The organism is Pseudomonas sp. JE3303, from assembly GCF_056312565.1.
Genome location: NZ_JBWGIF010000015.1, coordinates 63,165 through 82,987, shown reverse-complemented (window position 1 = coordinate 82,987; position 19,823 = coordinate 63,165). Strand labels below are relative to the sequence as shown.

14 protein-coding genes are annotated in these 19,823 nt (G+C 64.4%); 2 read left to right on the top strand and 12 right to left on the bottom strand.

Going from position 1 to position 19,823, the window contains the following annotated elements; all coding sequences use genetic code 11:
- The 3 genes from AC0ZZU_RS20780 to AC0ZZU_RS20770 all read right to left on the bottom strand — a co-directional run bounded on the left by AC0ZZU_RS20780 (nt 1) and on the right by AC0ZZU_RS20770 (nt 4,551).
- Nucleotides 1-771 carry a siderophore-interacting protein gene (locus AC0ZZU_RS20780; protein ID WP_476343172.1) on the bottom strand — a complete coding sequence of 257 codons (771 nt, stop codon included), beginning with the start codon at nt 769-771 and terminating at the stop codon, nt 1-3.
- On the bottom strand, nt 768-1,325 hold the full coding sequence (locus AC0ZZU_RS20775; RefSeq protein ID WP_476343171.1) for a PadR family transcriptional regulator: 558 nt from the start codon (nt 1,323-1,325) through the stop codon (nt 768-770). Before AC0ZZU_RS20775 ends, AC0ZZU_RS20780 begins: the two co-directional genes overlap by 4 nt.
- A 112-nt stretch (nt 1,326-1,437) precedes the next feature.
- Complete coding sequence (locus tag AC0ZZU_RS20770) at nt 1,438-4,551, bottom strand: transglycosylase domain-containing protein (RefSeq protein WP_476343284.1); 3,114 nt, start codon at nt 4,549-4,551, stop codon at nt 1,438-1,440.
- A 324-nt stretch (nt 4,552-4,875) separates the two neighbouring features.
- Between AC0ZZU_RS20770 and AC0ZZU_RS20765 the strand changes: the two genes are divergently transcribed.
- Entirely contained in the window at nt 4,876-6,294 is a 1,419-nt protein-coding gene (locus AC0ZZU_RS20765; protein ID WP_476343170.1) for an amino acid permease, read from the top strand.
- Between the two features lie 93 nt (nt 6,295-6,387).
- Here AC0ZZU_RS20765 and AC0ZZU_RS20760 read toward each other — a convergent pair whose 3' ends face one another.
- Together AC0ZZU_RS20760 and metR are read right to left on the bottom strand one after the other, a co-directional pair.
- Nucleotides 6,388-10,683, bottom strand: a complete 4,296-nt coding sequence (locus tag AC0ZZU_RS20760; RefSeq protein WP_476343169.1) for a DEAD/DEAH box helicase — start codon at nt 10,681-10,683, stop codon at nt 6,388-6,390.
- Between the two features lie 90 nt (nt 10,684-10,773).
- The gene (metR, locus tag AC0ZZU_RS20755) at nt 10,774-11,691 is read right to left on the bottom strand and encodes a transcriptional regulator MetR (RefSeq protein WP_476343168.1); all 918 of its coding nucleotides are present in this window, start codon (nt 11,689-11,691) and stop codon (nt 10,774-10,776) included.
- Between the two features lie 225 nt (nt 11,692-11,916).
- Between metR and AC0ZZU_RS20750 the strand changes: the two genes are divergently transcribed.
- Nucleotides 11,917-12,951, top strand: coding sequence for an alpha/beta fold hydrolase (locus AC0ZZU_RS20750; RefSeq protein WP_476343167.1), 1,035 nt, complete (start codon nt 11,917-11,919; stop codon nt 12,949-12,951).
- Here AC0ZZU_RS20750 and AC0ZZU_RS20745 read toward each other — a convergent pair.
- From AC0ZZU_RS20745 to AC0ZZU_RS20715, 7 genes are all read right to left on the bottom strand, one after another.
- On the bottom strand, nt 12,948-13,274 hold the full coding sequence (locus AC0ZZU_RS20745) for a GlpM family protein (protein WP_476343283.1): 327 nt from the start codon (nt 13,272-13,274) through the stop codon (nt 12,948-12,950). The genes AC0ZZU_RS20750 and AC0ZZU_RS20745 overlap by 4 nt on opposite strands.
- A gap of 27 nt (nt 13,275-13,301) precedes the next feature.
- Nucleotides 13,302-14,627: a two-component response regulator AauR gene (gene aauR / locus AC0ZZU_RS20740; RefSeq protein ID WP_476343166.1), complete on the bottom strand. Its 1,326-nt coding sequence runs from the start codon at nt 14,625-14,627 to the stop codon at nt 13,302-13,304.
- A 13-nt stretch (nt 14,628-14,640) separates the two neighbouring features.
- Complete coding sequence (gene aauS, locus AC0ZZU_RS20735) at nt 14,641-16,551, bottom strand: two-component sensor histidine kinase AauS (RefSeq protein WP_476343165.1); 1,911 nt, start codon at nt 16,549-16,551, stop codon at nt 14,641-14,643.
- A gap of 68 nt (nt 16,552-16,619) precedes the next feature.
- A complete protein-coding gene (locus tag AC0ZZU_RS20730; RefSeq protein WP_476343164.1) occupies nt 16,620-17,354 on the bottom strand; it encodes an amino acid ABC transporter ATP-binding protein in 735 nt (244 codons plus the stop codon).
- Entirely contained in the window at nt 17,351-18,022 is a 672-nt protein-coding gene (locus AC0ZZU_RS20725) for an amino acid ABC transporter permease (protein WP_476343282.1), read from the bottom strand. The genes AC0ZZU_RS20730 and AC0ZZU_RS20725 overlap by 4 nt, the downstream gene beginning before the upstream one ends.
- Entirely contained in the window at nt 18,022-18,768 is a 747-nt protein-coding gene (locus AC0ZZU_RS20720) for an amino acid ABC transporter permease (RefSeq protein WP_476343163.1), read from the bottom strand. The genes AC0ZZU_RS20725 and AC0ZZU_RS20720 overlap by 1 nt, the downstream gene beginning before the upstream one ends.
- A gap of 95 nt (nt 18,769-18,863) precedes the next feature.
- On the bottom strand, nt 18,864-19,778 hold the full coding sequence (locus tag AC0ZZU_RS20715; protein ID WP_476343162.1) for a glutamate/aspartate ABC transporter substrate-binding protein: 915 nt from the start codon (nt 19,776-19,778) through the stop codon (nt 18,864-18,866).
- Nucleotides 19,779-19,823 lie beyond the last annotated feature (45 nt).

Genomic DNA, 19,823 nt, shown 5'->3' with positions numbered 1-19,823 from the left:
TCACTCGTCGTCTTCACTGCTGTCCAGGCGCCAGTAAGCGGCAGCCTTCAGTGTGTCCTCGCTGGCGCCCTTGCTCAGGAGCAAAGCCTTGGCCTGGCGGGTCAGGCTCTTTTCCAGTGCGACCCAGCTGTACAGTTTGCCTTCTGGTAACGCCAGGTCCTGGAGCACCGCCAACATGGCTTGGCGGTGACGCTGAACCCAGATCACTTCGACGTTCGCATGGCTTTCGAGCGGCTGGCGCTCCTGCTCGTCCTCGATCTCGATCACCGCCAGGACCGTGCGGCCTGCGGGCAGTTCTTCCAGGCGTCGGGCGATGGCGGGGATGGCGGTCTCGTCGCCGATCAGCAGGTAGCTGTCGAAGATGTCCGGTACCACCAGCGAGGCGCGCGGCCCGGCGATGTCAAGAGTCTGTCCTGGCGCGGCCTGTTCGGCCCAGGTCGAGGCAGGACCATCACCGTGCAGGACGAAATCGATGTCCAGCTCGCCGGCCGCCAGGTCGATGCGGCGCGGGGTGTATTCGCGCATGGTCGGGCGGGTGCCGCCGTCGCGGCCCAGATTGCGTTGGTCGATCGCCTGCTGTTCTTCCGGCGTGCAGCCAAACAGCAGCTTGATGTGATCGTCGCTGCCCAGGCTGGTGAAACCTGCGAGCTCGGGCCCGCCGAGGGTAATGCGGCGCATGCGCGGGGTGAGTTCGGTGACGCGCAGCACGTCCAGACGGCGCTGCTTGATCTCGTGGCTGACACGGTGGATGGCGGGGGCGTTGTCGGTCATTGATCGTTCTCCTGAGCGGTTGGGCCGGGGCGGGCAGCGATGGCCTTGGCCGTCTCGTTGAGCAGGTCGCGGACCCGGTCGATTTCCTCGCGGCTCCAGCGGCCGCTATGCATGTGCAGGGCATGGCGCAGGTTGCCCACTGCCTCATGGATCTCGGGCGGACGGTCATGACCGCGCAGGGCTCGCTTGCTGACTTCGATACGCATGCGTACGCCGTCCAGCGCGATGGCCTGGTCGCTCAAGGACTGCTGGCCTGCCGCGGTGATGACGTACAAGCGCTTGCTGCCCTGGGCCTGGCCGCTGATCAGCTCGGCTTCTTCAAGAAAATTCAGGGTTGGATAGATCACGCCGGGGCTTGGGCTGTAGTTGCCGTCGAACAGACCCTCGATCTGGCGGATCAGGTCATAGCCATGCCCGGGTTGCTCGGCAAGCATGGCCAGCAGCAGCAGTTTCAGGTCGCCGGGTGCAAATACGCGGGGGCCGCGTTCGCCACGCCCGACGCGGCGTTCGACCGCGTCATGACGCTCGCGGTGGGGGGGAGGATGGTCACGCATGATGGAGCTCCGTCTGTTTCGATATATCGCAAGATATTACTCAAGATATATCTTAAGACAAGCGCTGAAATATCGATGGTCATGATCGAACCCGTCGATAGGACGGGCTCAGTCAGTGCGCGGCCACCTGCGCCGCCGTGCACTGGGTCGCACTGCCGGGCTCCAGATAAGGCATCAGGATCGGCGCCATGCCTTTGAGCACCTGTACCGGCAAGGCCGAGGTGAATTTGAACGTCTCGGCCGCGCGTCCAGGGACAAAGGCCGTGAGCGTGCCGAAGTGATTGTCACCCAGGAAAAACACGAAGGTCGCGGTGCGGTTCAGCGAGCGTGAGCCGATCAGACGGCCACCGGCGCCGAAGCTCTCGATGCGGTTGTCCCCCGTGCCGGTCTTGCCGCCCATGACCAGCGAGGTGCCGTCCTGCAGCTTGAAGCTGCCAGAGACACGCCGCGCCGTACCGGCATCGACCACCTGGGACAGGGCGCCACGCAGTGCTTGAGCCACTTCGACCGGAAGGATGCGCTGGCCCCTGTCCGGGTCGCTGGCAAGCCGGGTCTCATAGGGCGTATCCGCGGCGAAATGCAGGGTATCGATACGCAGGGTAGGCAGGCGCACGCCGTCGTTCTGGATGATGCCGACCAACTCCGACAAGGCGGCAGGCCGGTCTCCCGAGCTGCCAATCGCCGTTGCCAGCGACGGCACCAGATGATCGAAGGGATAGCCCACACGCTTCCAGCGCTGGTGGATATCCAGAAACGCCTCGATCTCCACCATGGTCCGCACGCGGCTGTCACGCGCGCCCTTGTGCCGGCTCTTGAACAGCCAGCCATACACTTCCTGACGCTGGAAGTAGCTGGCGTTGACCGCGTCCTTGAGCTGGGCGCTGGGGTTCTTCAGCAGGTAGCCGAGCAGCCAGAGGTCCAGCGGATGGACCTTGGCGACATAGCCCTGGTCAGGCAGATCGTACTTGCCGGGGCCATAGCTGCCGTACATTTCCACCAGGCGGGTGTCGGTGAGCTTGGCCGCTGCGGCCGTGCCCTTGCCGATGTGTGCGCGCACGAAGGCGTTGAAGATGTCCTGGCTGGCCTCGGGGAACAGATAGCGGTGAACCGCGGCCAGCCGCTGGGGCGTGACGCGCATGCTGTCGAGGAAGGTGTCCAGGCGCTGTTGCGAGGTCTTGCGCTGGTATTTCTTCCAGAAGCGCATCAGGTAGTTGGTGCCTTCGCGGTCGGCGAAGCGGGCCAGGTATTCCTGGCGGCGCGGGTCGGCGTCGTCCTTGAGCAACGGTTCGCGGTTGAAGGGGGATTGATAGGTGACGTAGCGCACCACATCACGCATCAGGCGGATGAAGGGCAGGTTGATCGATTCGCGCAGGGCTTCCTTGAGGGTCGGAATGCGGCCGTTGTCTTCCTTGCGGAAGTTGTTGAACGAATGCATGCCACCGCCGGTGAAGAACGTCTCGCCCGGGCTGGCCGAATACTTGCGCTCAAGCGCTGCGTCGAGCATCGCGGCCAGGTCCTGGTTCTTGTTCTGCATCAACCAGTCCAGCGACCAGCGGCTGATGAAATCCAGTTCCGGGACATCGACTTTCTTCAGTTCTGCAATCGGCTTGCCGGCGTATTGCTGATGCAGCTCGGCGACTATTTCGAGATAGGTGGTCAGCACCCGCAGCTTGGCGGTGGAGCCCAGTTCCAGCTTGCTGCCTTCGTTGATGTCGAACGGCTGATCGGTACTGTCTGTCTGTACCCGGACCCGTGAGCCGTCGGCGGTACGCTCGAAGAGGGTAAAGCTGTAGCGCACCTGGTCGGTGGTCTTGGGAGTGAGCAGGCGCTCGCCGATCAGGCCCATCTCGGCGGCAAAGGCCGGGTCGGAGAGGTTTTTCAGATATTGACTTACCTGCATCTGCAGGTTGCCTTGCAGCGTACTGGTGACAGACAGGTCGAGGCGGTCAAGGTCGTACAGCGGACGATTGAGCATCGCGGCCAGGCGGTTGCGCGCCAGGCTGATGCCTTTGTTGGTGATGATCGGCTGGATGGTCGGCTGCGCCACCCAGTCGCGGAACACGGCCTTGCTGGCCAGCGCAGCGTCCGCCAGCGGGCGGTCGATCACATTGTTGGCCGCCAGCACGCGAACATGGCTGTCGGTAAGCCACGCCAGCTCGGTGCGACCTTTTGAAAGGTAGTGCGAAGGGCGGCGCTGGGCGATCATCAGCGACAGCACCTGGCGCAGCGCAAGGCCACGGGCGGCCAGGCTTTGGTCGTCGGTGGCGGTTGAGGCGAGAGCCTGGTTGACCTGGTCGAAGTCCGCGCCATACCAGACGCGCAGGCCCTCGGCCATGCCGTGCACCTCGCCGTGGCCGGGTACGGCGGACAGCGGCACGCTGTTGAGGTAGTCGCGCACGATCCGCTGGCGGGCCTCCAGCGTGTCTGGGCCTCCCTGGTAGGCGCGCACACTGGCCGAGATCATCTGGCGGATCTTCTCGGCGCCCGACACGGTCAGGCCGTCTGGCGAGTGCCGGTACTTCTCCAGCTGGGTCGCCAGGGTACTGCCCCCGGCCGACTGGCCGGGCAGTGCGAAGTACTTGGCAAGCTGGCTGTACGCGGCCTTGACGAAGCGCGGCCAGTCCACCGCGGGGTTGCTGCGCGGATCATTCGGGTCGAGCAGCTCGCGGTTCTCGATGAACAGCAGGCTGTGCACCATCACCGGCGGTATCGAAGCGAATTCGGGGTACAGGTACTGCGGGTATTTGTACTGGTAAAGCGTAGAGCCACGGCAGTCGGTGATCGACAGCCCGGCCTGGCTTTTTTCGATGAAGGGGACAAACAGTCCCTGGTCGGTATAGCGCATCAGCGCGGGCGAAAACTGCACCTGCTCGCTGATCAGGTAGTCGCGCTTGAGCAGCCGCGGCAGGAATTCGCCCAGCGCGCTGTAGCCCAGGCGCTTGTCGAAGGGGCCCTGGCCGGGATACACGATCGCGTCGCTTGGCCCTGGCTGCATCGAGTAGCTCAGGGTAGCGGCAAAGCGGCTGAACTCACGGGATTGAAGCCGTGAGGTACGCACCTCTTCGGTCACCGCCAGGCCCGTGAGCACGGCCCCGACAATCAGGATCAGCCAGAACAGCCGCCACCACAGGCGGCGCTGACGAGGTGTTTTCGGCATTGGAGTGTCAGCCTGGGGTGCTTCGGGTGCTTCCTTTCTGGTTGATTCCGATTGCCACAGTACGCCCATAGTCTTCAGCCCGGCCACGATATCGTCTTGCTTGTCTGAAGCTTAGACGTTGGCCGAGTTCGGTGAAAATTTTGTGAGAAGGCTCTCCAAGTCACCTGGGCGCGGTGGAAATGCCGAGATTTCCCGCTGAATTTCCCAGTGTATATGGTGAAAATCCCTAGGAACGGCTTCCTATACTGCTCGGCCCCTTCGTCCTGCCAGCAGCTCCACTGCCGGCGGATGGGACGGCCCACGAGGCTTTCCCCGCAAGACGACGCCCGCGCCTACCGGCGCTGCCGGGTCTGCACGAGGGTAAATCCAATAACAAAATGAGGTTGTTTTCCTATGCCAGTCGGCAATCACCCTGCCCAAGGTGCGTCCGCCCAGGGCGGCCCGCTCAAGCGTGAACTTGGCGAGCGGCACATCCGCCTCATGGCGCTCGGCGCCTGTATCGGCGTCGGCCTGTTTCTCGGCTCGGCCAAGGCCATCGAAATGGCCGGTCCCGCCATCATGTTCTCCTACATCATTGGCGGCCTGGCGATCCTGGTGATCATGCGCGCCCTCGGCGAAATGGCCGTGCACAACCCCGTCGCCGGCTCGTTCAGCCGTTATGCCCAGGACTACCTCGGTCCCCTGGCTGGCTTTCTCACCGGCTGGAACTACTGGTTCCTGTGGCTGGTGACCTGCGTGGCGGAAATTACCGCAGTGGCCATCTACATGGGCATCTGGTTCCCCGATGTACCCCGCTGGATCTGGGCGCTGATGGCCCTGGGCAGCATGGGCGCAATCAATCTCATCGCCGTCAAGGCCTTTGGGGAGTTCGAATTCTGGTTTGCCTTGATCAAGATCGTCACCATCATTGCGATGGTGCTGGGTGGCATCGGCATCATCGCCTTTGGACTGGGCAACGACGGCGTGGCGATGGGTATTTCCAACTTGTGGAGCAACGGCGGCTTCATGCCCAACGGCATGACCGGTGTGCTGATGTCACTGCAGATGGTGATGTTCGCTTATCTGGGCGTGGAAATGATCGGCCTCACCGCCGGTGAAGCGCGCAACCCGCAGAAGACCATTCCGCAGGCGATCGGCTCGGTGTTCTGGCGCATCCTGCTGTTCTATGTCGGTGCGCTGTTCGTGATTCTCTCGATCTACCCCTGGAACGAGATCGGCAGCCAGGGCAGTCCCTTCGTCATGACCTTCGAGCGCCTGGGCATCAAGACCGCCGCGGGCATCATCAACTTCGTGGTGATCACTGCCGCGCTGTCATCCTGCAACGGCGGCATCTTCAGCACCGGGCGCATGCTCTACAGCCTGGCGCAGAACGGCCAGGCCCCGTCCGCGTTCGCCCGCACCTCGCGCAATGGTGTGCCCCGCAATGCACTGCTGCTGTCGATCGGCGCGTTGCTGCTGGGGGTGCTGGCCAACTACCTGGTGCCTGAGAAAGTATTCGTCTGGGTAACCTCCATCGCCACCTTCGGTGCGATCTGGACCTGGGTGATGATCCTGCTGGCGCAGCTCAGGTTCCGCGCCGGGCTGAGCACGGCCGAGCGCCAGGCGCTGAAGTACCGCATGTGGCTGTGGCCGCTGAGTTCCTACCTTGCGCTGGCATTCCTGATCCTGGTGGTCGGGCTGATGGCGTTCTTCGAGGAAACCCGTGTGGCGCTGTATATCGGGCCGGCGTTCCTGATGGTGCTGACGGTCTTGTACTTCGTGTTCAGGCTGGCGCCGAAGGAGCCAGCCGGCGCTGTGCAGGCGGTGTCCTGATGCTGGAACGCCGGCGCATGACCGCGATATTGTTCACTTCAGACTGATGTGATCTGTACTGGGGCCGCGATGCGGTCCCAATCGCACTCTCAATCAGAGTATCTGGGCCGAGGTGCGCAGCAAGCGCTGGCGCCAGGCGTTTTGTTCGACCGCGTCACCCTCAACCCAGTACACATGTTTCCCGGACACTCGCGCCGCCACCGGCACCCCGTCGCGATAGAGCACGCGGTTACCGCTGATGGCGGGGACCTTGCTGCCGGGCAGCAGGGTGCCGACCAGGTTCAGCGGGTCGCTGGCACTGATCATCACCAGGCTTTCATCCACCGGGCGCCGGCGCACCTGGCGCAGCAGGCCGACCGCTTCAGGCAGGGCGAACTGCTCGCCGGCCAACCCGCCGATGAAGCGTCCTCCGCGGATTTCGCCGCGCGCTTCCAGCCGGTGGTAGCACCGCAGCAGCTCGCGCCACGAGGGCAACACTTCGCTTTCGCGCTCCAGCAACCGCCAGCAGACCACACCGTAGCGGCGCAGCAGGCTGCGGGCCACATGCTCCAGGCGCTGATCGCTGTCCTGGTTGCTGCTGCCCTTGCGCAAGAGGGCCCAGCGCCCCGCATGGACCATGCTGCTCGACAAGGGCGCATGCCCTCGACGGCCCATGCGCGCGCTGCGCTTGGCCGCCGGAGTGATCAGGGTGCGCAGCCCGGTGAAGCTGTCGGCGCTGACCAGGCCGGCGCCTACCAATTCCTGCAGGGCCGTTTCAAGCTCGCTGGGCAGCAGACGGGCTTCGCTGGTCAGTTCGTCGAAAAACAGTGCGCCTTGCTCCTGCAACGCGCTGTGCACCCGTTGCGCACGCGGGCCCAAGGTGTCGGTGTCCGGCAGGATGACCAGGCTGCGCCACAGGCCCAAGTGTTCTCTTGGCAGCAGCACCAGGGGCGTGCTGGGCAAGGTACTGCTGGAGGCGGTAGCCGCGAGCCTGCTCCAGGTCCATTGGCCACTGCGGCAGGCATCGTCGAGCCATTGCCGGCTGTAGTCCTTGATGCGGCTGGGCAACAGGTCGGCCTCCCAGGCGCTGGCCGCCGAGGGAAAACCCTGCAGCTGGCCGAGTACTTCAGCGACCGCCAGGGGTCCCTGCAGACGCTCTTCCGAGGACAGGTGCTGCCAGTCGAACAGAAACCGCATGAAATCCTGCAGGCTCACGGGTTCGATTTCACGGCGCAGGCGCTTGACGGTGTAGCGGTGGATGCGCGCCAGCAGATGCCGCTCGCACCACTGCAGCGCTTCGACACCAGGGCTGAAATGCCCGCGCATCACGTATCCATCATTCTCCAGCCGCGCCAGGGCTTGCTCTACATCGCTCTGGGGCAGGCCAAGCGGGACGGCGACCTGGGCCAAGGTCTGCGGGCCGTGGCCGCTCAGGCGACCGCGCAGCAGTTCGGTGAGCGCCACGTTGGCATCAAGGGGCTGGTCGAAGCCCGGCAGAACGCCAAGCGCCGGTTGCAACTGCGCGCCCGGAAACAATGGCGGCAGCAGGTTCAGGCGTTCGCGTGCCAGCCACATGGCGTGGTCGGTGCCGGTCAAGCGGGTGGCGCGTCCGGACTTGGCCAGTTGTTCGAGCCAGTCCCCCCAGCCTTCATTGGCCATGACCTCGGCCTCGGTGATCACCCCCAGGGTCATCAACGCTTCATGCATCTCGTCGCTGCCCGCAGGATTCGGCCAGGTTTCGGCCTGCACGGCGGTAATGGCGTCGGCATCCAGCGCGCCCAGGTCGTCGGCGCTGCGGACTTCGGTCCAGCGGCGGTTGAGCACGGCCTGGGTTCGCCGCTCTTCAAGCGGTGCATCGTCGAGAAAGGCATAGGGCCGAGCATTGAGAATGGCTGCAGCCAGCGGCGAGGGCGCGGGCAGGTCTCGGCTGACCAGGCGTATGTCGCCGCTTTCCATGCGCCGCAGCAAGGCCAGCCAGCCTTCGCTGTCCATGGCTTCGTGCAGGCAGTCGTCGAGGGTCTGCTCGACGAGTGGATGCTCGGGGATCTGCCGCTCGCCGGCGACATTTTCGAGGCAGGCGATCTGGTCGGGGAACACTGCGGCGATCAGGTCCTCGCTCTTCATGCGCTGGATCTGCGGCGCCACCTTGCGCCCGCCGACAAAGCGCGGCAGGGCCATGGCCACGCCTGCGTTCCAGCGCCAGCGCACGCCAAACAGCGGCGCTTCGAGCAGCGCCTGGATCAGGATCGCCTCGGCGGTCTTGCTCGACAGGTAGCGCCAGACCTCTTCCAGATCGAAGCTGTGGCTGGTGGACAATGACAGCACGATGGCATCTTCACTGGCCGCGGCCTGCAGTTCGAAGTTGAACGTGCGGCAAAAGCGCTTGCGCAGGGCCAGCCCCCAGGCTCGGTTGATACGGCTGCCGAATGGCGAATGAATGATCAGCTGCGTGCCGCCGGATTCATCGAAGAACCGCTCCATCACCAGCGTTTGCTGCGAGGGCAGGGCGCCGAGCACTTCCCGGGTGCGGCCCAGGTAGTCGAGCAACTGGCTGGCGCTGTCGTCGCCCAGGCCGAACGCTTCGTGCAGCCATCCCCGCAACGGGCCGAAGTCGCCGCCGCTGGCGGTGAGGTGCTGATCGATCTCGGCTTGCAGGCGGGCAACTGCCGCAGAGAGCTCGTCGCTGCGCCCAGGCGCCTCACCCAGCCAGAACGGGATGGTCGGTGGCAGCCCGTGGGCGTCCTCGACCCGCACTCGCCCCGCTTCCACTCGCAGAATGCGGTACGACGCGTTGCCCAGCTGGAAGATATCTCCGGCGATGCTCTCGACCGCGAAGTCTTCGTTGACGCTGCCGATGCTCAGCGCCTGGGGTTCGAGCAGCACGGCGTAGTCGGCGCTTTCCGGAATGGTGCCACCACTGGTCAGGGCTGTCAGCTGGCTGCCACGGCGGCCTCGCAGCATGCCGCTTACCGCATCGCGGTGCACGTAGGCACTGCGCAGGCCCTGGCGCCCGTTATAGCCCTCCGCGAGCATGCGCAGCAGGGCCTGGTAGTGGGCCCAGTCGAGCTCGGCGAAGGGATCGGCCTGGCGCAGGCAATCGAACAGCGCACGCTCGTGCCAGGGCTGGTTGCTGACTTCGGCGACGATCTGCTGGGCCAGCACGTCCAGCGGTGCCTTGGGAATGTGCAGCACGTCCAGTTCGCCGCGACGGACGCAGTCAAGCAAAGCCACGCACTCGATCAGGTCGTCTCGTGAGGTGGCGAAGAGGCGCCCCTTGGGTACGCCGTCCACTTGGTGGCCGGAGCGTCCGACCCGCTGCAAGAAGGCGGCAATGGAGCCAGGGGAGGCGATCTGGCAGACCAGGTCGACCTCGCCGATATCAATACCCAGCTCCAGCGAAGCGGTGGCCACCAGCATCTGCAATGACCCACGCTTGAGCCGCTGCTCGGCATCCAGGCGATATTCCTTGGCCAGGCTGCCATGGTGGGCGGCTACAGCTTCCTTGCCCAGCCGATCGCTCAGGTGGCGGGTCAGGCGCTCGGCCAGGCGCCGGGTATTGACGAACACCAGGGTGGTTCGGTGTGCCCGGGCAAGCTCGGCCAGGCGGTCGTAGACCAGGGACCAGACATCGGTGGCCATCACCGCGCCCAGCGGCACGGGCGGCACTTCGATGGCCAGGTCCCGCTGGCGGGCATGGCCAACGTCGACAATGGCGCAGGGCCGGCCGTGCCCGGCCAGGAACTGCGCCACCCGCTCCACTGGCCGCTGGGTCGCCGACAGGCCGATACGGCGCAACGGCCGGCCGGCCAGCACCTGCAGGCGTTCCAGGCTCAGTGCCAGATGACAGCCGCGCTTGTTGCCGGCCAGGGCGTGGATCTCGTCGACGATCACCGTGTGCACATGGGCCAGGCCCTGGCGGCCGGACGTCGAGCCGAGCAGCACGTACAGCGATTCGGGCGTGGTGACCAGGATATGTGGCGCGTGACGACGCATCGCCGCGCGCTCCTTCTGCGGCGTGTCGCCGCTACGCACGGCGGTGGTGATCCGCGGCGGTTTCAGTCCGCGCGCGGTGAGTGCGTCGCTGATGCCATCCAGCGGCGCTTGCAGGTTCAGGCGGATGTCATTGGACAGCGCCTTGAGCGGCGAGACGTAGACCACCTGAGTCTGTGCCGGCAGTTCTCCCTCCTGCTCCAGACCCTGGCGAAACAGCTCGTCGAGCACCGCCAGGAACGCACTCAGCGTCTTGCCCGAGCCCGTCGGCGCTGCGAGCAGCATCGACTGGCCGCGCTGGATCAATGGCCAGGCCTGCGCCTGCGCGCCGGTGACGCTGGCAAACTGCTGCCGGAACCAGGCGCTGACCGCCGGGTGGAACAGCTCAAGGACCGGGTGCTGCTGGGCGGGAAGGTTCATCTGCTGTTTATGGGGCGCAGCACCTTGAATGGCAAGGGGCGTTCGTCTGGACTCGCAGATGGCGCGGTGACCCGGACGGTGGCGCAAGGCCTACCGCACCGCGCTGACGCCTTCAAGCGTGGCGAACGAGGTGTCCTTGGCGGTCAGCAGGAAATCGCGCATGTACGGCGCATCGAGCATGTCGGTGCGCACTGCCGCGTAGAGGGTCGCGAACAGGCCTTTCTCACCCAGGCGCTTGCCCTTCACATAGCCGCGCGAGCTGTACTCGTGCAGGGCCCAGTGCGGCATGCCGCAGACGCCCCGGCCGCTGGCCACCAGCTGCATCATCATCACCGTCAGCTCCGAAGTCCGCACGGCGGCAGGCTCGATATCGGCCGGCTCCAGGAAGCGGGTGAAGATGTCCAGGCGGTCACGCTCCACCGGGTAGGTGATCAATGTCTGGTCGATCAGGTCCCGGGGCACGATGAAGGGCTTGCTGGCGAGCGGATGCTGATTGGCCACCGCGAGCATCGCTTCGTAGGTGAACAGCGGCACGTAGGTGATCCCGGCCAGGTCCAGCGGATCGGAGGTGACGACAAGGTCGAGATCGCCACGGGCCAGGGCCGGCAGGGGAGCGAAGGCGAAGCCGGAGGCCAGGTCCAGCTCGACCTCGGGCCACGCGTCGCGGAACTGGTCGATGGTCGGCATCAGCCATTGGAAACAGCTGTGGCACTCGATGGCCATGTGCAGGCGACCTGCAGTACCGCCCGCCAGGCGGGCAATGTCGCGCTCGGCGCCGCGCAGCAGCGGCAGAGTGGCATCGGCCAGTTGCAGCAGGCGCAGGCCCGCGCTGGTGAAGCGGATCGGCTTGCTCTTGCGCACGAACAGTTGCATGCCCACGCGTTCCTCCAGCTCCTTGAACTGGTGCGAGAGCGCCGACTGTGTCAGGTGCAGGCGCTCGGCGGCCTCGACTAGGCTGTCGGCCTCGCGCAGGGCATGCAGGGTTTTCAGGTGACGGATTTCCAGCACAGCGGGCTCCATGAACAACATTTGAGACAAATCAGGAAGAGAGTGAGTTTCTCTCATGATGCCGTGGGTTGTCGACAACGGCAGGCCCTGCAGCGGTGGTAGTCGATGATTATTCGATGACCGCTGGGCTGCCTTCATCAAATTGTCACGCAACGGTGGCAGCGCGCCCGTACGCAATTCATCAGACTCGCGCACTACTGGGGATCTGCGTTCTGGTGTTTTCGCATGCGGGCTTTGATGATTTTCTTCTGTTTCCTCATGGGCGTACCTGGGGCCTTCGCGGGCTTGCGGTGCGATACCACGGTGCTCGTTCAGCGGGCTGAGCTGGGTGCGCTGAGCCTGGCCTACCAGAGTGTCGGCGACCAGGCGGACCCGGCCCTGCTGCTGGTCATGGGCTTGGGTGGGCAACTGATCCATTGGCCGGATGACGTCGTCGAGGCCTTGTGCCTGCAAGGATTCCGGGTGATCCGCTACGACAATCGCGACGCGGGGCTGTCGCATTGGAACCAGGCACCGCCCACGGCGAATCTTGCGTTCCAGGTGTTGCGCTACAAGCTCGGTTTGCCGATGACGGCGCCCTACACCCTGACCGACATGGCCACGGACGGGCTGCACTTGATGGATGAGCTGCAGATCCGGCAGTTTCATGTGCTGGGCGCCAGCATGGGCGGCATGATCGCCCAGCACATGGCCGCCGTGGCGCCTGCGCGGGTTCGCAGCCTGATCCTGGTGATGTCCAGTTCAGGCGCGGCGGGTCTGCCGGCGCCGAGCCCCGCGCTGGTGGAGTTGCTTGCCCGGCGCAGTGCCCCGAGCCGTGAAGCCGCCCTCGAACAGCAGGCCGACCTGCTTGCGGCGCTGGGCAGTCCGCGGATCCACGACAATCGCGCCGCTCTGCTGCAGGAGGCTGCCGCGGCCTATGACCGGGCCTTCAATCCCGAAGGCGCCAAGCGCCAGATCATGGCGATCCTCGCCGAGCCAAGCCGGGTAGGGTTGCTCAACCAGTTGCGCCTGCCGGCCCTGGTGGTGCATGGCACCGCCGACCCGTTGTTGCCGGTGATGCACGGCGTGCACCTGGCGGCGCATCTGCAGGGCAGCCAGCTGCGCCTGATTCCAGGGCTGGCCCATCGGTTTCAGGAGCCGTTCAAGGAGCCATTGCTAGGGGCGGTGTTGCCCTACCTCAAGGACCACCGCGAAGATCCGCAGGAGCTTGCCGGCAGGGTTCAGGCCGGCCGCGGTGGAGCCCTGCAGGCGCGGCGTTAGTGCAACCGCACCCACGCCGTGACCAGCACAGTGGCAGCCACCAGCCAGGCAACAGTGGCAAGCGCCAGCGAAACCTCCAGGCGCATGCGGTCGACCAGTATGTACAACGCCGCCAGGTAGACGAAATACGGAATGATCGACCACATGCCGAAGACAATCGTGGCCTTGAGGTCTGCCAACGAGCGGCCCTTGCCGACGATGTAGTGGGCGATCAGGGCAAAGGTGGGAAACAGTGGCACCAGCCCCGCGATGTAGTAGTTGCGGGTCTTGGCGAGCAGGGCGAGCAGCACCACCACGGCACCGCCCAAGGCGGCCTTGAGTATCAGATCCACGATGTCGTTTCCTTATGATCAGCCAAGTCCGTATTTTTTCACTTTGTCGAACAGGGTCGTCTTTGCCATGCCCAGCTCTTGGCTGGCCTGGCTCAGATTGCCGCCGGTGCGGTGCAAGGCGTCGCTGAGCAGGTTGCGCTCGAACGCTTCCACCGCTTCGGCGAACCCGAGGCCCTGGCTGGCGCTGGCGCCGGCCTTCTTGAACGCGGGCAGGCCCAAGGCGTGGCGTTCGGCGACATTGCGCAACTCGCGCACATTGCCGGGCCAATCGTGGGCCATCAGCCGCGACAGGGTCTGGCTGTCGAGCTCTGGGGCTTCGCGGTCGAAGCGCAGCGCCGATTGCTGCAGGAAGTGCTCGAACAACTGCAGGATGTCCTCGCGACGGTCCCTGAGCGGCGGCAGCTCGAGAGTGACCACGTTGAGGCGGTAGTACAGGTCGCTGCGAAATTGCCCACTCTGGCCCAGGGCATCGAGGTCGGCCTTGGTGGCGGCGATGACGCGGCAGTCCACGGCGATGCTCTGGTTCGAGCCGAGGCGCTCCAGGGTGCGCTCCTGCAACACCCGCAGCAGCTTGATCTGCAGGTTGAGCGGCATGCTCTCGACCTCGTCGAGAAACAGCGTGCCGCCATTGGCGTGCTCGATCTTGCCGATGCGCCGCTTGCCAGCACCGGTGAAGGCATTGGCCTCGTGGCCGAAAATCTCGCTTTCGAACAGGTTCTCGGGCAGGCCACCACAGTTGAGCGCGACGAAGGGCTGGGCCTGGCGACGGCTGAAGTCATGCAGGCAGCGGGCGACGAGTTCCTTGCCGGTGCCGGTTTCACCTTCGATCAGCACGTTTGCCGAGGTGTCCGCGACGTTGGCTATCAATTCGCGCAGGTTCTGCATGGCCGGCGAGCGGCCAATGATCCGCCCTTCCAGGCTGCTCTGGCCTGCCAGCTGGCGTCGCAGGGCAAACACCTCGCGGGACAAGCCGCGCTGCTCAAGGGCGCGGCGCACTACCTCCACCAGACGCTCGGGAGAAAAGGGTTTTTCCATGAAGTCGTAGGCGCCGCTGCGCATGGCACCTACTGCCATGTCGATATCGCCGTGCCCGGTGATCAGCACCACCGGCAGGCTGCGGTCACGTGCCTTGAGGCGGTTGAGCAGCTCGAGGCCGTCGATGCCCGGCAGCCGGATATCGCTGACGACGATCCCGGCAAAGTCATCCCCGATCCTTTCCAGGGCTTGTTCCGCGCTGCCGACACCTTCACAAGCGATGTCTTCCAGCGCCAGCGCCTGCTGGCAACCGAGCAGCACATGCGGGTCGTCTTCCACGATCAGGACGGTGAGGGGCGCTTGGTTCATGAATGCTCTCTGCTCATATTCGCTCGGACGCGTCCGCGGGGCGTGCAACCAGGGGCAGGGCGAGAACGAAGGCGGTGCCGCCATTGGCGGGATGCTCGACGCTCAGGTTGCCCTTTGCAGCGGCGGCCAGGCTTGCTGACAAGGTCAGGCCCAGGCCCAGGCCGTGATCACCCGGCTTGGTGGTGAAAAAAGGTTCGAACAGGTGCTTGCGGGTCTCGGCATCGATACCGTGGCCGTTGTCGCGTACCCGCAGGCGGTACTTGTCGCCCTGAGGCTCGCCTTCGAGCCACAGTTCGGGCTGCGGCTGGGCCGCCATGGCGTCCAGGGCATTACCGACAAGGTTCACCAGAATCTGCTCGAGTCGGGTCTGATCGATGGCCAGCTGCTGGTCTTCGAAGTGGCTGTGCAGTTGCAGGCCACAGCCGGCTACGCGGCTGGCCAGCACTTGCAGACTGGCATCCACCGCCTTGACCAGCGACGCCTGACCGCGGTCGTCGCCACGCCGGGCAAAGGAACGCAGGCTGGCGGTAATCCGGCCCATGCGGTCGATCAGCTCGTTCATGGTGCGCAGGTTGGTGCTGGCGGTTTCAAGGGCGCCGCGCTCGAGAAAGCGAACGGTATTGCCCGACAAGGTGCGCAGCGCCGCCAATGGCTGGTTGAGCTCGTGGGCAATGCTGGTGGACATCTGCCCGATGGCAGCCAGCTTGCCGGCCTGCACCAGCTCGTCCTGGGCGTGGCGCAAGGTCTGCTCGGCATGCCGGCGTTCGCGTATCTGGCCCTTGAGACGGTCGTTGCTGGCGCGCAGGTCGGCGGTGCGGTCGGCGATCTTGCGCTCCAGCTGGCTGTTGGCTTCCTGTAGCGCTTCACGGGCTGCCAGGCGCGTGGCCAGCACCTTGCGCCGCTCGTTCCAGGCGATCAGCACGATTGCGAGCAGGGCAAAGGCCACTCCCACCAGCACGCCCTGCACCATGGACTCGCGGCGCAGGTCCTGCAGGGGCGTGAGCAAGGTGAAATGCCAGGGGGTGTCGGCCAGGCGGCGAGTCTGCGCGAGATAGGCGACCTTGTGGTGCTTGCCTTTGTCGGTCTCGCTATTGGCCGGGAAGGTGAGCTTCTCGACGCCGTCCGCCAGGATTTCGCGCGCCAGGGGCTGCAGTTCGTTGAGCGGCCACCAGTAGTACTGCAGGCTGCGCGCCAGGCGCTCCTTGACTTGTGGGGTCAGCGGGCGGACCGACTTGAGACGGCGGGCCGGGTCACTGGAGAGGATGATGATGCCGTTCTCGTCGCTGACAAAAGCTTCAAGGCGGGCACGTTGCCAACGCTCTTCCAGCGTGTCGAGGCGCACCTTGATGACCGCCACCCCGATGATCTTGCCGTGCTCTTCAAGGCCGTGGGCGAGGAAATAGCCGGCCTCGCCGGTGGTGCTGCCGATGCCATAGAAGCGTCCCGGCTCACCGCGCACGGCGTCCTGGAAATAGGCACGGAACGACAGGTCTTCGCCCAGGAACGAATCGGCATCGCGCCAGTTGCTGGTGGCCTGTACCCGGCCGCTGGTGTCGAGCACGAAGATTGCCCGGCTGCGGCTGCGCCGATTGAGGCCCTCGAGGTATTCGTTCACCGCCTGGCGGTGGCTGTCGTCGCTGCGGGTGAGCAGACTGGATACGCTGTCTTCGAGTTCGAGCAGGCTCGGCAGATAGGTGTACTTGCTGATTTCGCTCTCGACGGTGCGCGCATGCAGTTCGAGCTGGCGCTCGCCAGTATCGCTCAAGGTGCGGATGCCGTTGTTCTCGCTGATCATGAAACCGGCCACACCCAGGCCAACCATCAGCAGGATGATCAAGGGCGGGAGCAGCAGTTGGCGGATCAGACGGGGTTTCACGGCAAGGGCAGGCTGAGCTGGGCGAAAGTGTGCGGGGTCGCATTTCATCACAGTGGCCTTGTCGCGACCAGCGCCCGCTGCCCGGTGTTCACCGGACAGCGGGCGCGTGCCATGTCTTAGTGTTGCAGAATCTTGCTGAGGAAGTGCTGGGTACGGGGGTCGCGGGCGTTCTGGTCACCAAAGAATTGCTCCTTGGTGCAGTCCTCGATGATGTTGCCCTTGTCCATGAAGATGACCCGGTTGGCCACCTTGCGCGCGAAACCCATCTCGTGAGTGACACACATCATGGTCATGCCCTCGTGAGCGAGCTCCACCATGACATCGAGCACCTCGCTGACCATCTCGGGGTCGAGCGCCGAGGTTGGCTCGTCGAACAGCATGACAATCGGGTCCATCGACAGTGCACGGGCAATTGCCACCCGTTGTTGCTGGCCGCCTGACAGTTGGCCAGGGTGTTTCTTCGCCTGGTTGCTCAAGCCGACCCGCTCCAGCAGGGCCAGGCCTTTCTTGGTTGCTTCGGCCTCGCTGCGGCCCAGCACCTTGCGCTGGGCAATGGTCAGGTTCTCGGTGATGGTCAGGTGCGGGAACAGCTCGAAGTGCTGGAACACCATGCCGACGCGCGAGCGCAACTTGGGCAGATTGGTCTTCGGGTCGGCAATCGAAGTGCCATCGACCACGATGTCGCCTTTCTGGAACGGCTCCAGGGCGTTGACGCACTTGATCAACGTCGACTTGCCTGACCCGGACGGACCGCAGACCACCACCACCTCACCCTTCTTCACCTCGGTATTGCAGTCGGTCAGTACCTGAAAGTCGCCGTACCACTTGTTCACGTTCTTGATGGAAATCATACGGTGATCCTTTTCTGCAGACGCTTGACCAGCCACGAAGCGGAGAAGCTGATGAGGAAATACACGACCCCGGCGAACACCAGGAACTCGTTCGAGCGCCCGATGATGTCGCCACTGGCGCGTGCCGAGTTGAGGAAGTCGACCAGGCCCACGGTATAGACCAGCGAGGTGTCCTGGAACAGGATGATGCTCTGCTGCAGCAGCAGCGGGGTCATCTTGCGAAACGCCTGGGGCAGGATGATCAGGCGCATGGTCTGGCCGTAGGTCATGCCCAGGGCCTGTGCGGCGCCCATCTGGCCCTTGGAGATCGCTTGCACGCCCGCGCGGACGATTTCGCAGAAGTACGCCGCCTCGAACATCATGAAGGCGACCACGCACGAGGTGAACGCGCCCACCGGGGTGTCTTCACCGGTGATCCAGCGCAGCACGAATGGCACCGCGAGGTAGAACCAGGTGATGACCAGCAGCAACGGGATCGAGCGGAAGTAGTTGACGTAGGCGCCCGCGATCCTCGACATCAGCTTGCTCGAGGAGAGGCGCATCAGGGCCAGGATCGTGCCCAGCACGATACCGCCGACGATGCCCATCACCATCAGTTGCAGGGTCATCACCATGCCGTTCCACAGCGCGGGCAGGGCAGGGATGATGCCAGTGAAGTCCATGTCCATCATTTACCTCCCACGGAGATCAGGCCGGGAACCGCGACCTTCTTCTCGACCATGCGCATCAACAGCATCAGGCCCATGTTGAGGGTGAAGTAGATCAGCGTGGCCAGGGTGAAGGCCTCGAACAGGTTGGCGGAAAACTCGGCGGTCTGCTTGGTCTGGGCCAGCAGCTCCATCAGGCCGATCAGGGAGGCGACCGAGGAGTTCTTGAAGACGTTCAGGAATTCGGATGTCAGCGGTGGAATGATGATCCGGTAGGCTTGCGGCAGCAGCACGTTGGTGTAGATCTGCGGCAGGCTGAAGCCCATGGCGCGGGCGGCGGACTCCTGGCCGCGGGGCAGCGCCTGGATGCCGGTGCGCACCTGTTCGCAGACACGGGCTGCGGTGAACAGGCCGAGGCAGACGACCACGCTGATCAGCGCCGAGGTGGTCGGGTTGAGGTCTTGCTTGAACCATTCCTGCAGGCCCTCGGGCAGCAGGTCAGGCACCAGGAAGTACCAGATGAACAGCTGCACCAGCAGCGGCACGTTGCGGAACAGCTCCACATAGGCGGTGGCGATACCCGACACCAGGCGGTTGGGCACGGTGCGCATGACGCCCAGCACCGAGCCAAGCAGCAGGGCAATGATCCAGGCGCAGATGGCGATCGCGATGGTCCAGCCCAGGCCGGTGATATACCAGTCCAGGTAGGTTTCGTCGCCGACGCCGGTGGACTTGAAGAACACGCCCCAGTCCCAGTTGTAATTCATCGGGATTTCCCCTCAGTTGTTTCACGGGCACCTTCGAGCATCCAAGGGCGGTAGCCGCCCTCGGATGAAAGGTTAGACACTAACGAGGCTGCGGGTCAGGACTTCTTGTCGTCTGCCGCTTTGTCGGTGGGGTTGGCGATCAGTTCCTTGAGCTCGTTGCTCATCGGGAAGTTGAGGTTCAGGCCTTTGGGGGGTACGGGCTGGGTGAACCACTTGTCGTAGATCTTGTTGATCTCGCCCGACTTGTACAAGGCAACGATGGCCTCATCGACCGCCTTCTTGAACGGCGCATCGCCCTTGCGCACCATGCAGCCGTAGATCTCGTACGACTGTGGCGTACCGGTCACGGCCCAGTCGCCCGGCTTCTTGGCCTTGGCCATTTCGCCGGCAAGCAGCGCGTCATCCATCATGAAGGCCACGGCGCGGCCCGATTCGAGCATCTGGAAGGACTCGCCATGGTCCTTGGCCGAGATGACGTTCATCTTCATCTGCTTGTCGGCGTTCATCGCCTTGAGCAGGCGCTCGGAGGTGGTACCGGCGGTAGTCACCACGTTCTTGCCGGCCAGGTCCGGGAAGTCCTTGTACTTGGAATCCTTCTTGGCCAGCAGGCGTGTGCCTACTTCGAAGATACCAACCGAGAAGTCGACCTGCTGCTGGCGCTCGACGTTGTTGGTGGTGGAGCCGCACTCGACGTCGACGGTACCGTTCTGCACCAGCGGGATACGGGTCTGCGAGGTGACCAGGTTGTAGCGGACCTTGAGCTCAGGGGTGTCGAGCTGCTTCTTCAAGTGCTCGACAATGGCGACCTGAATGTCGTGGGAATAGCCCACGGGCTTACCCGAAGCATCGGCGATGTAGGAAAACGGAATGGAAGAGTCTCGGTGCCCCAGGGTGATGGTGCCCGAATCCTTGACCTTCTTGAGGGTGCCGGTCAGTTCTTCGGCCATGACCGGGGAACTGATGACGGCAGCCGCGATGGCGGCGCCCAACAGGTGACGAACGATACGCATCAAATTTTCCTCGACGTTTGTTTTTTTTATGGAGCCGTTGGCGGA

Bases quoted from the DNA above. Each gene is read 5' to 3' on its own strand.
- AC0ZZU_RS20730 (WP_476343164.1), bottom strand. From the start codon at position 17,354: ATGATTTCCATCAAGAACGTGAACAAGTGGTACGGCGACTTTCAGGTA.
- AC0ZZU_RS20715 (WP_476343162.1), bottom strand. From the start codon at position 19,778: ATGCGTATCGTTCGTCACCTGTTGGGCGCCGCCATCGCGGCTGCCGTC.
- AC0ZZU_RS20775 (WP_476343171.1), bottom strand. From the start codon at position 1,325: ATGCGTGACCATCCTCCCCCCCACCGCGAGCGTCATGACGCGGTCGAA.
- AC0ZZU_RS20770 (WP_476343284.1), bottom strand. From the start codon at position 4,551: ATGGGCGTACTGTGGCAATCGGAATCAACCAGAAAGGAAGCACCCGAA.
- AC0ZZU_RS20780 (WP_476343172.1), bottom strand. From the start codon at position 771: ATGACCGACAACGCCCCCGCCATCCACCGTGTCAGCCACGAGATCAAG.
- AC0ZZU_RS20720 (WP_476343163.1), bottom strand. From the start codon at position 18,768: ATGAATTACAACTGGGACTGGGGCGTGTTCTTCAAGTCCACCGGCGTC.
- AC0ZZU_RS20750 (WP_476343167.1), top strand. From the start codon at position 11,917: ATGCGGGCTTTGATGATTTTCTTCTGTTTCCTCATGGGCGTACCTGGG.
- aauS (WP_476343165.1), bottom strand. From the start codon at position 16,551: ATGAAATGCGACCCCGCACACTTTCGCCCAGCTCAGCCTGCCCTTGCC.
- aauR (WP_476343166.1), bottom strand. From the start codon at position 14,627: ATGAACCAAGCGCCCCTCACCGTCCTGATCGTGGAAGACGACCCGCAT.
- AC0ZZU_RS20760 (WP_476343169.1), bottom strand. From the start codon at position 10,683: ATGAACCTTCCCGCCCAGCAGCACCCGGTCCTTGAGCTGTTCCACCCG.
- AC0ZZU_RS20725 (WP_476343282.1), bottom strand. From the start codon at position 18,022: ATGGACATGGACTTCACTGGCATCATCCCTGCCCTGCCCGCGCTGTGG.
- AC0ZZU_RS20765 (WP_476343170.1), top strand. From the start codon at position 4,876: ATGCCAGTCGGCAATCACCCTGCCCAAGGTGCGTCCGCCCAGGGCGGC.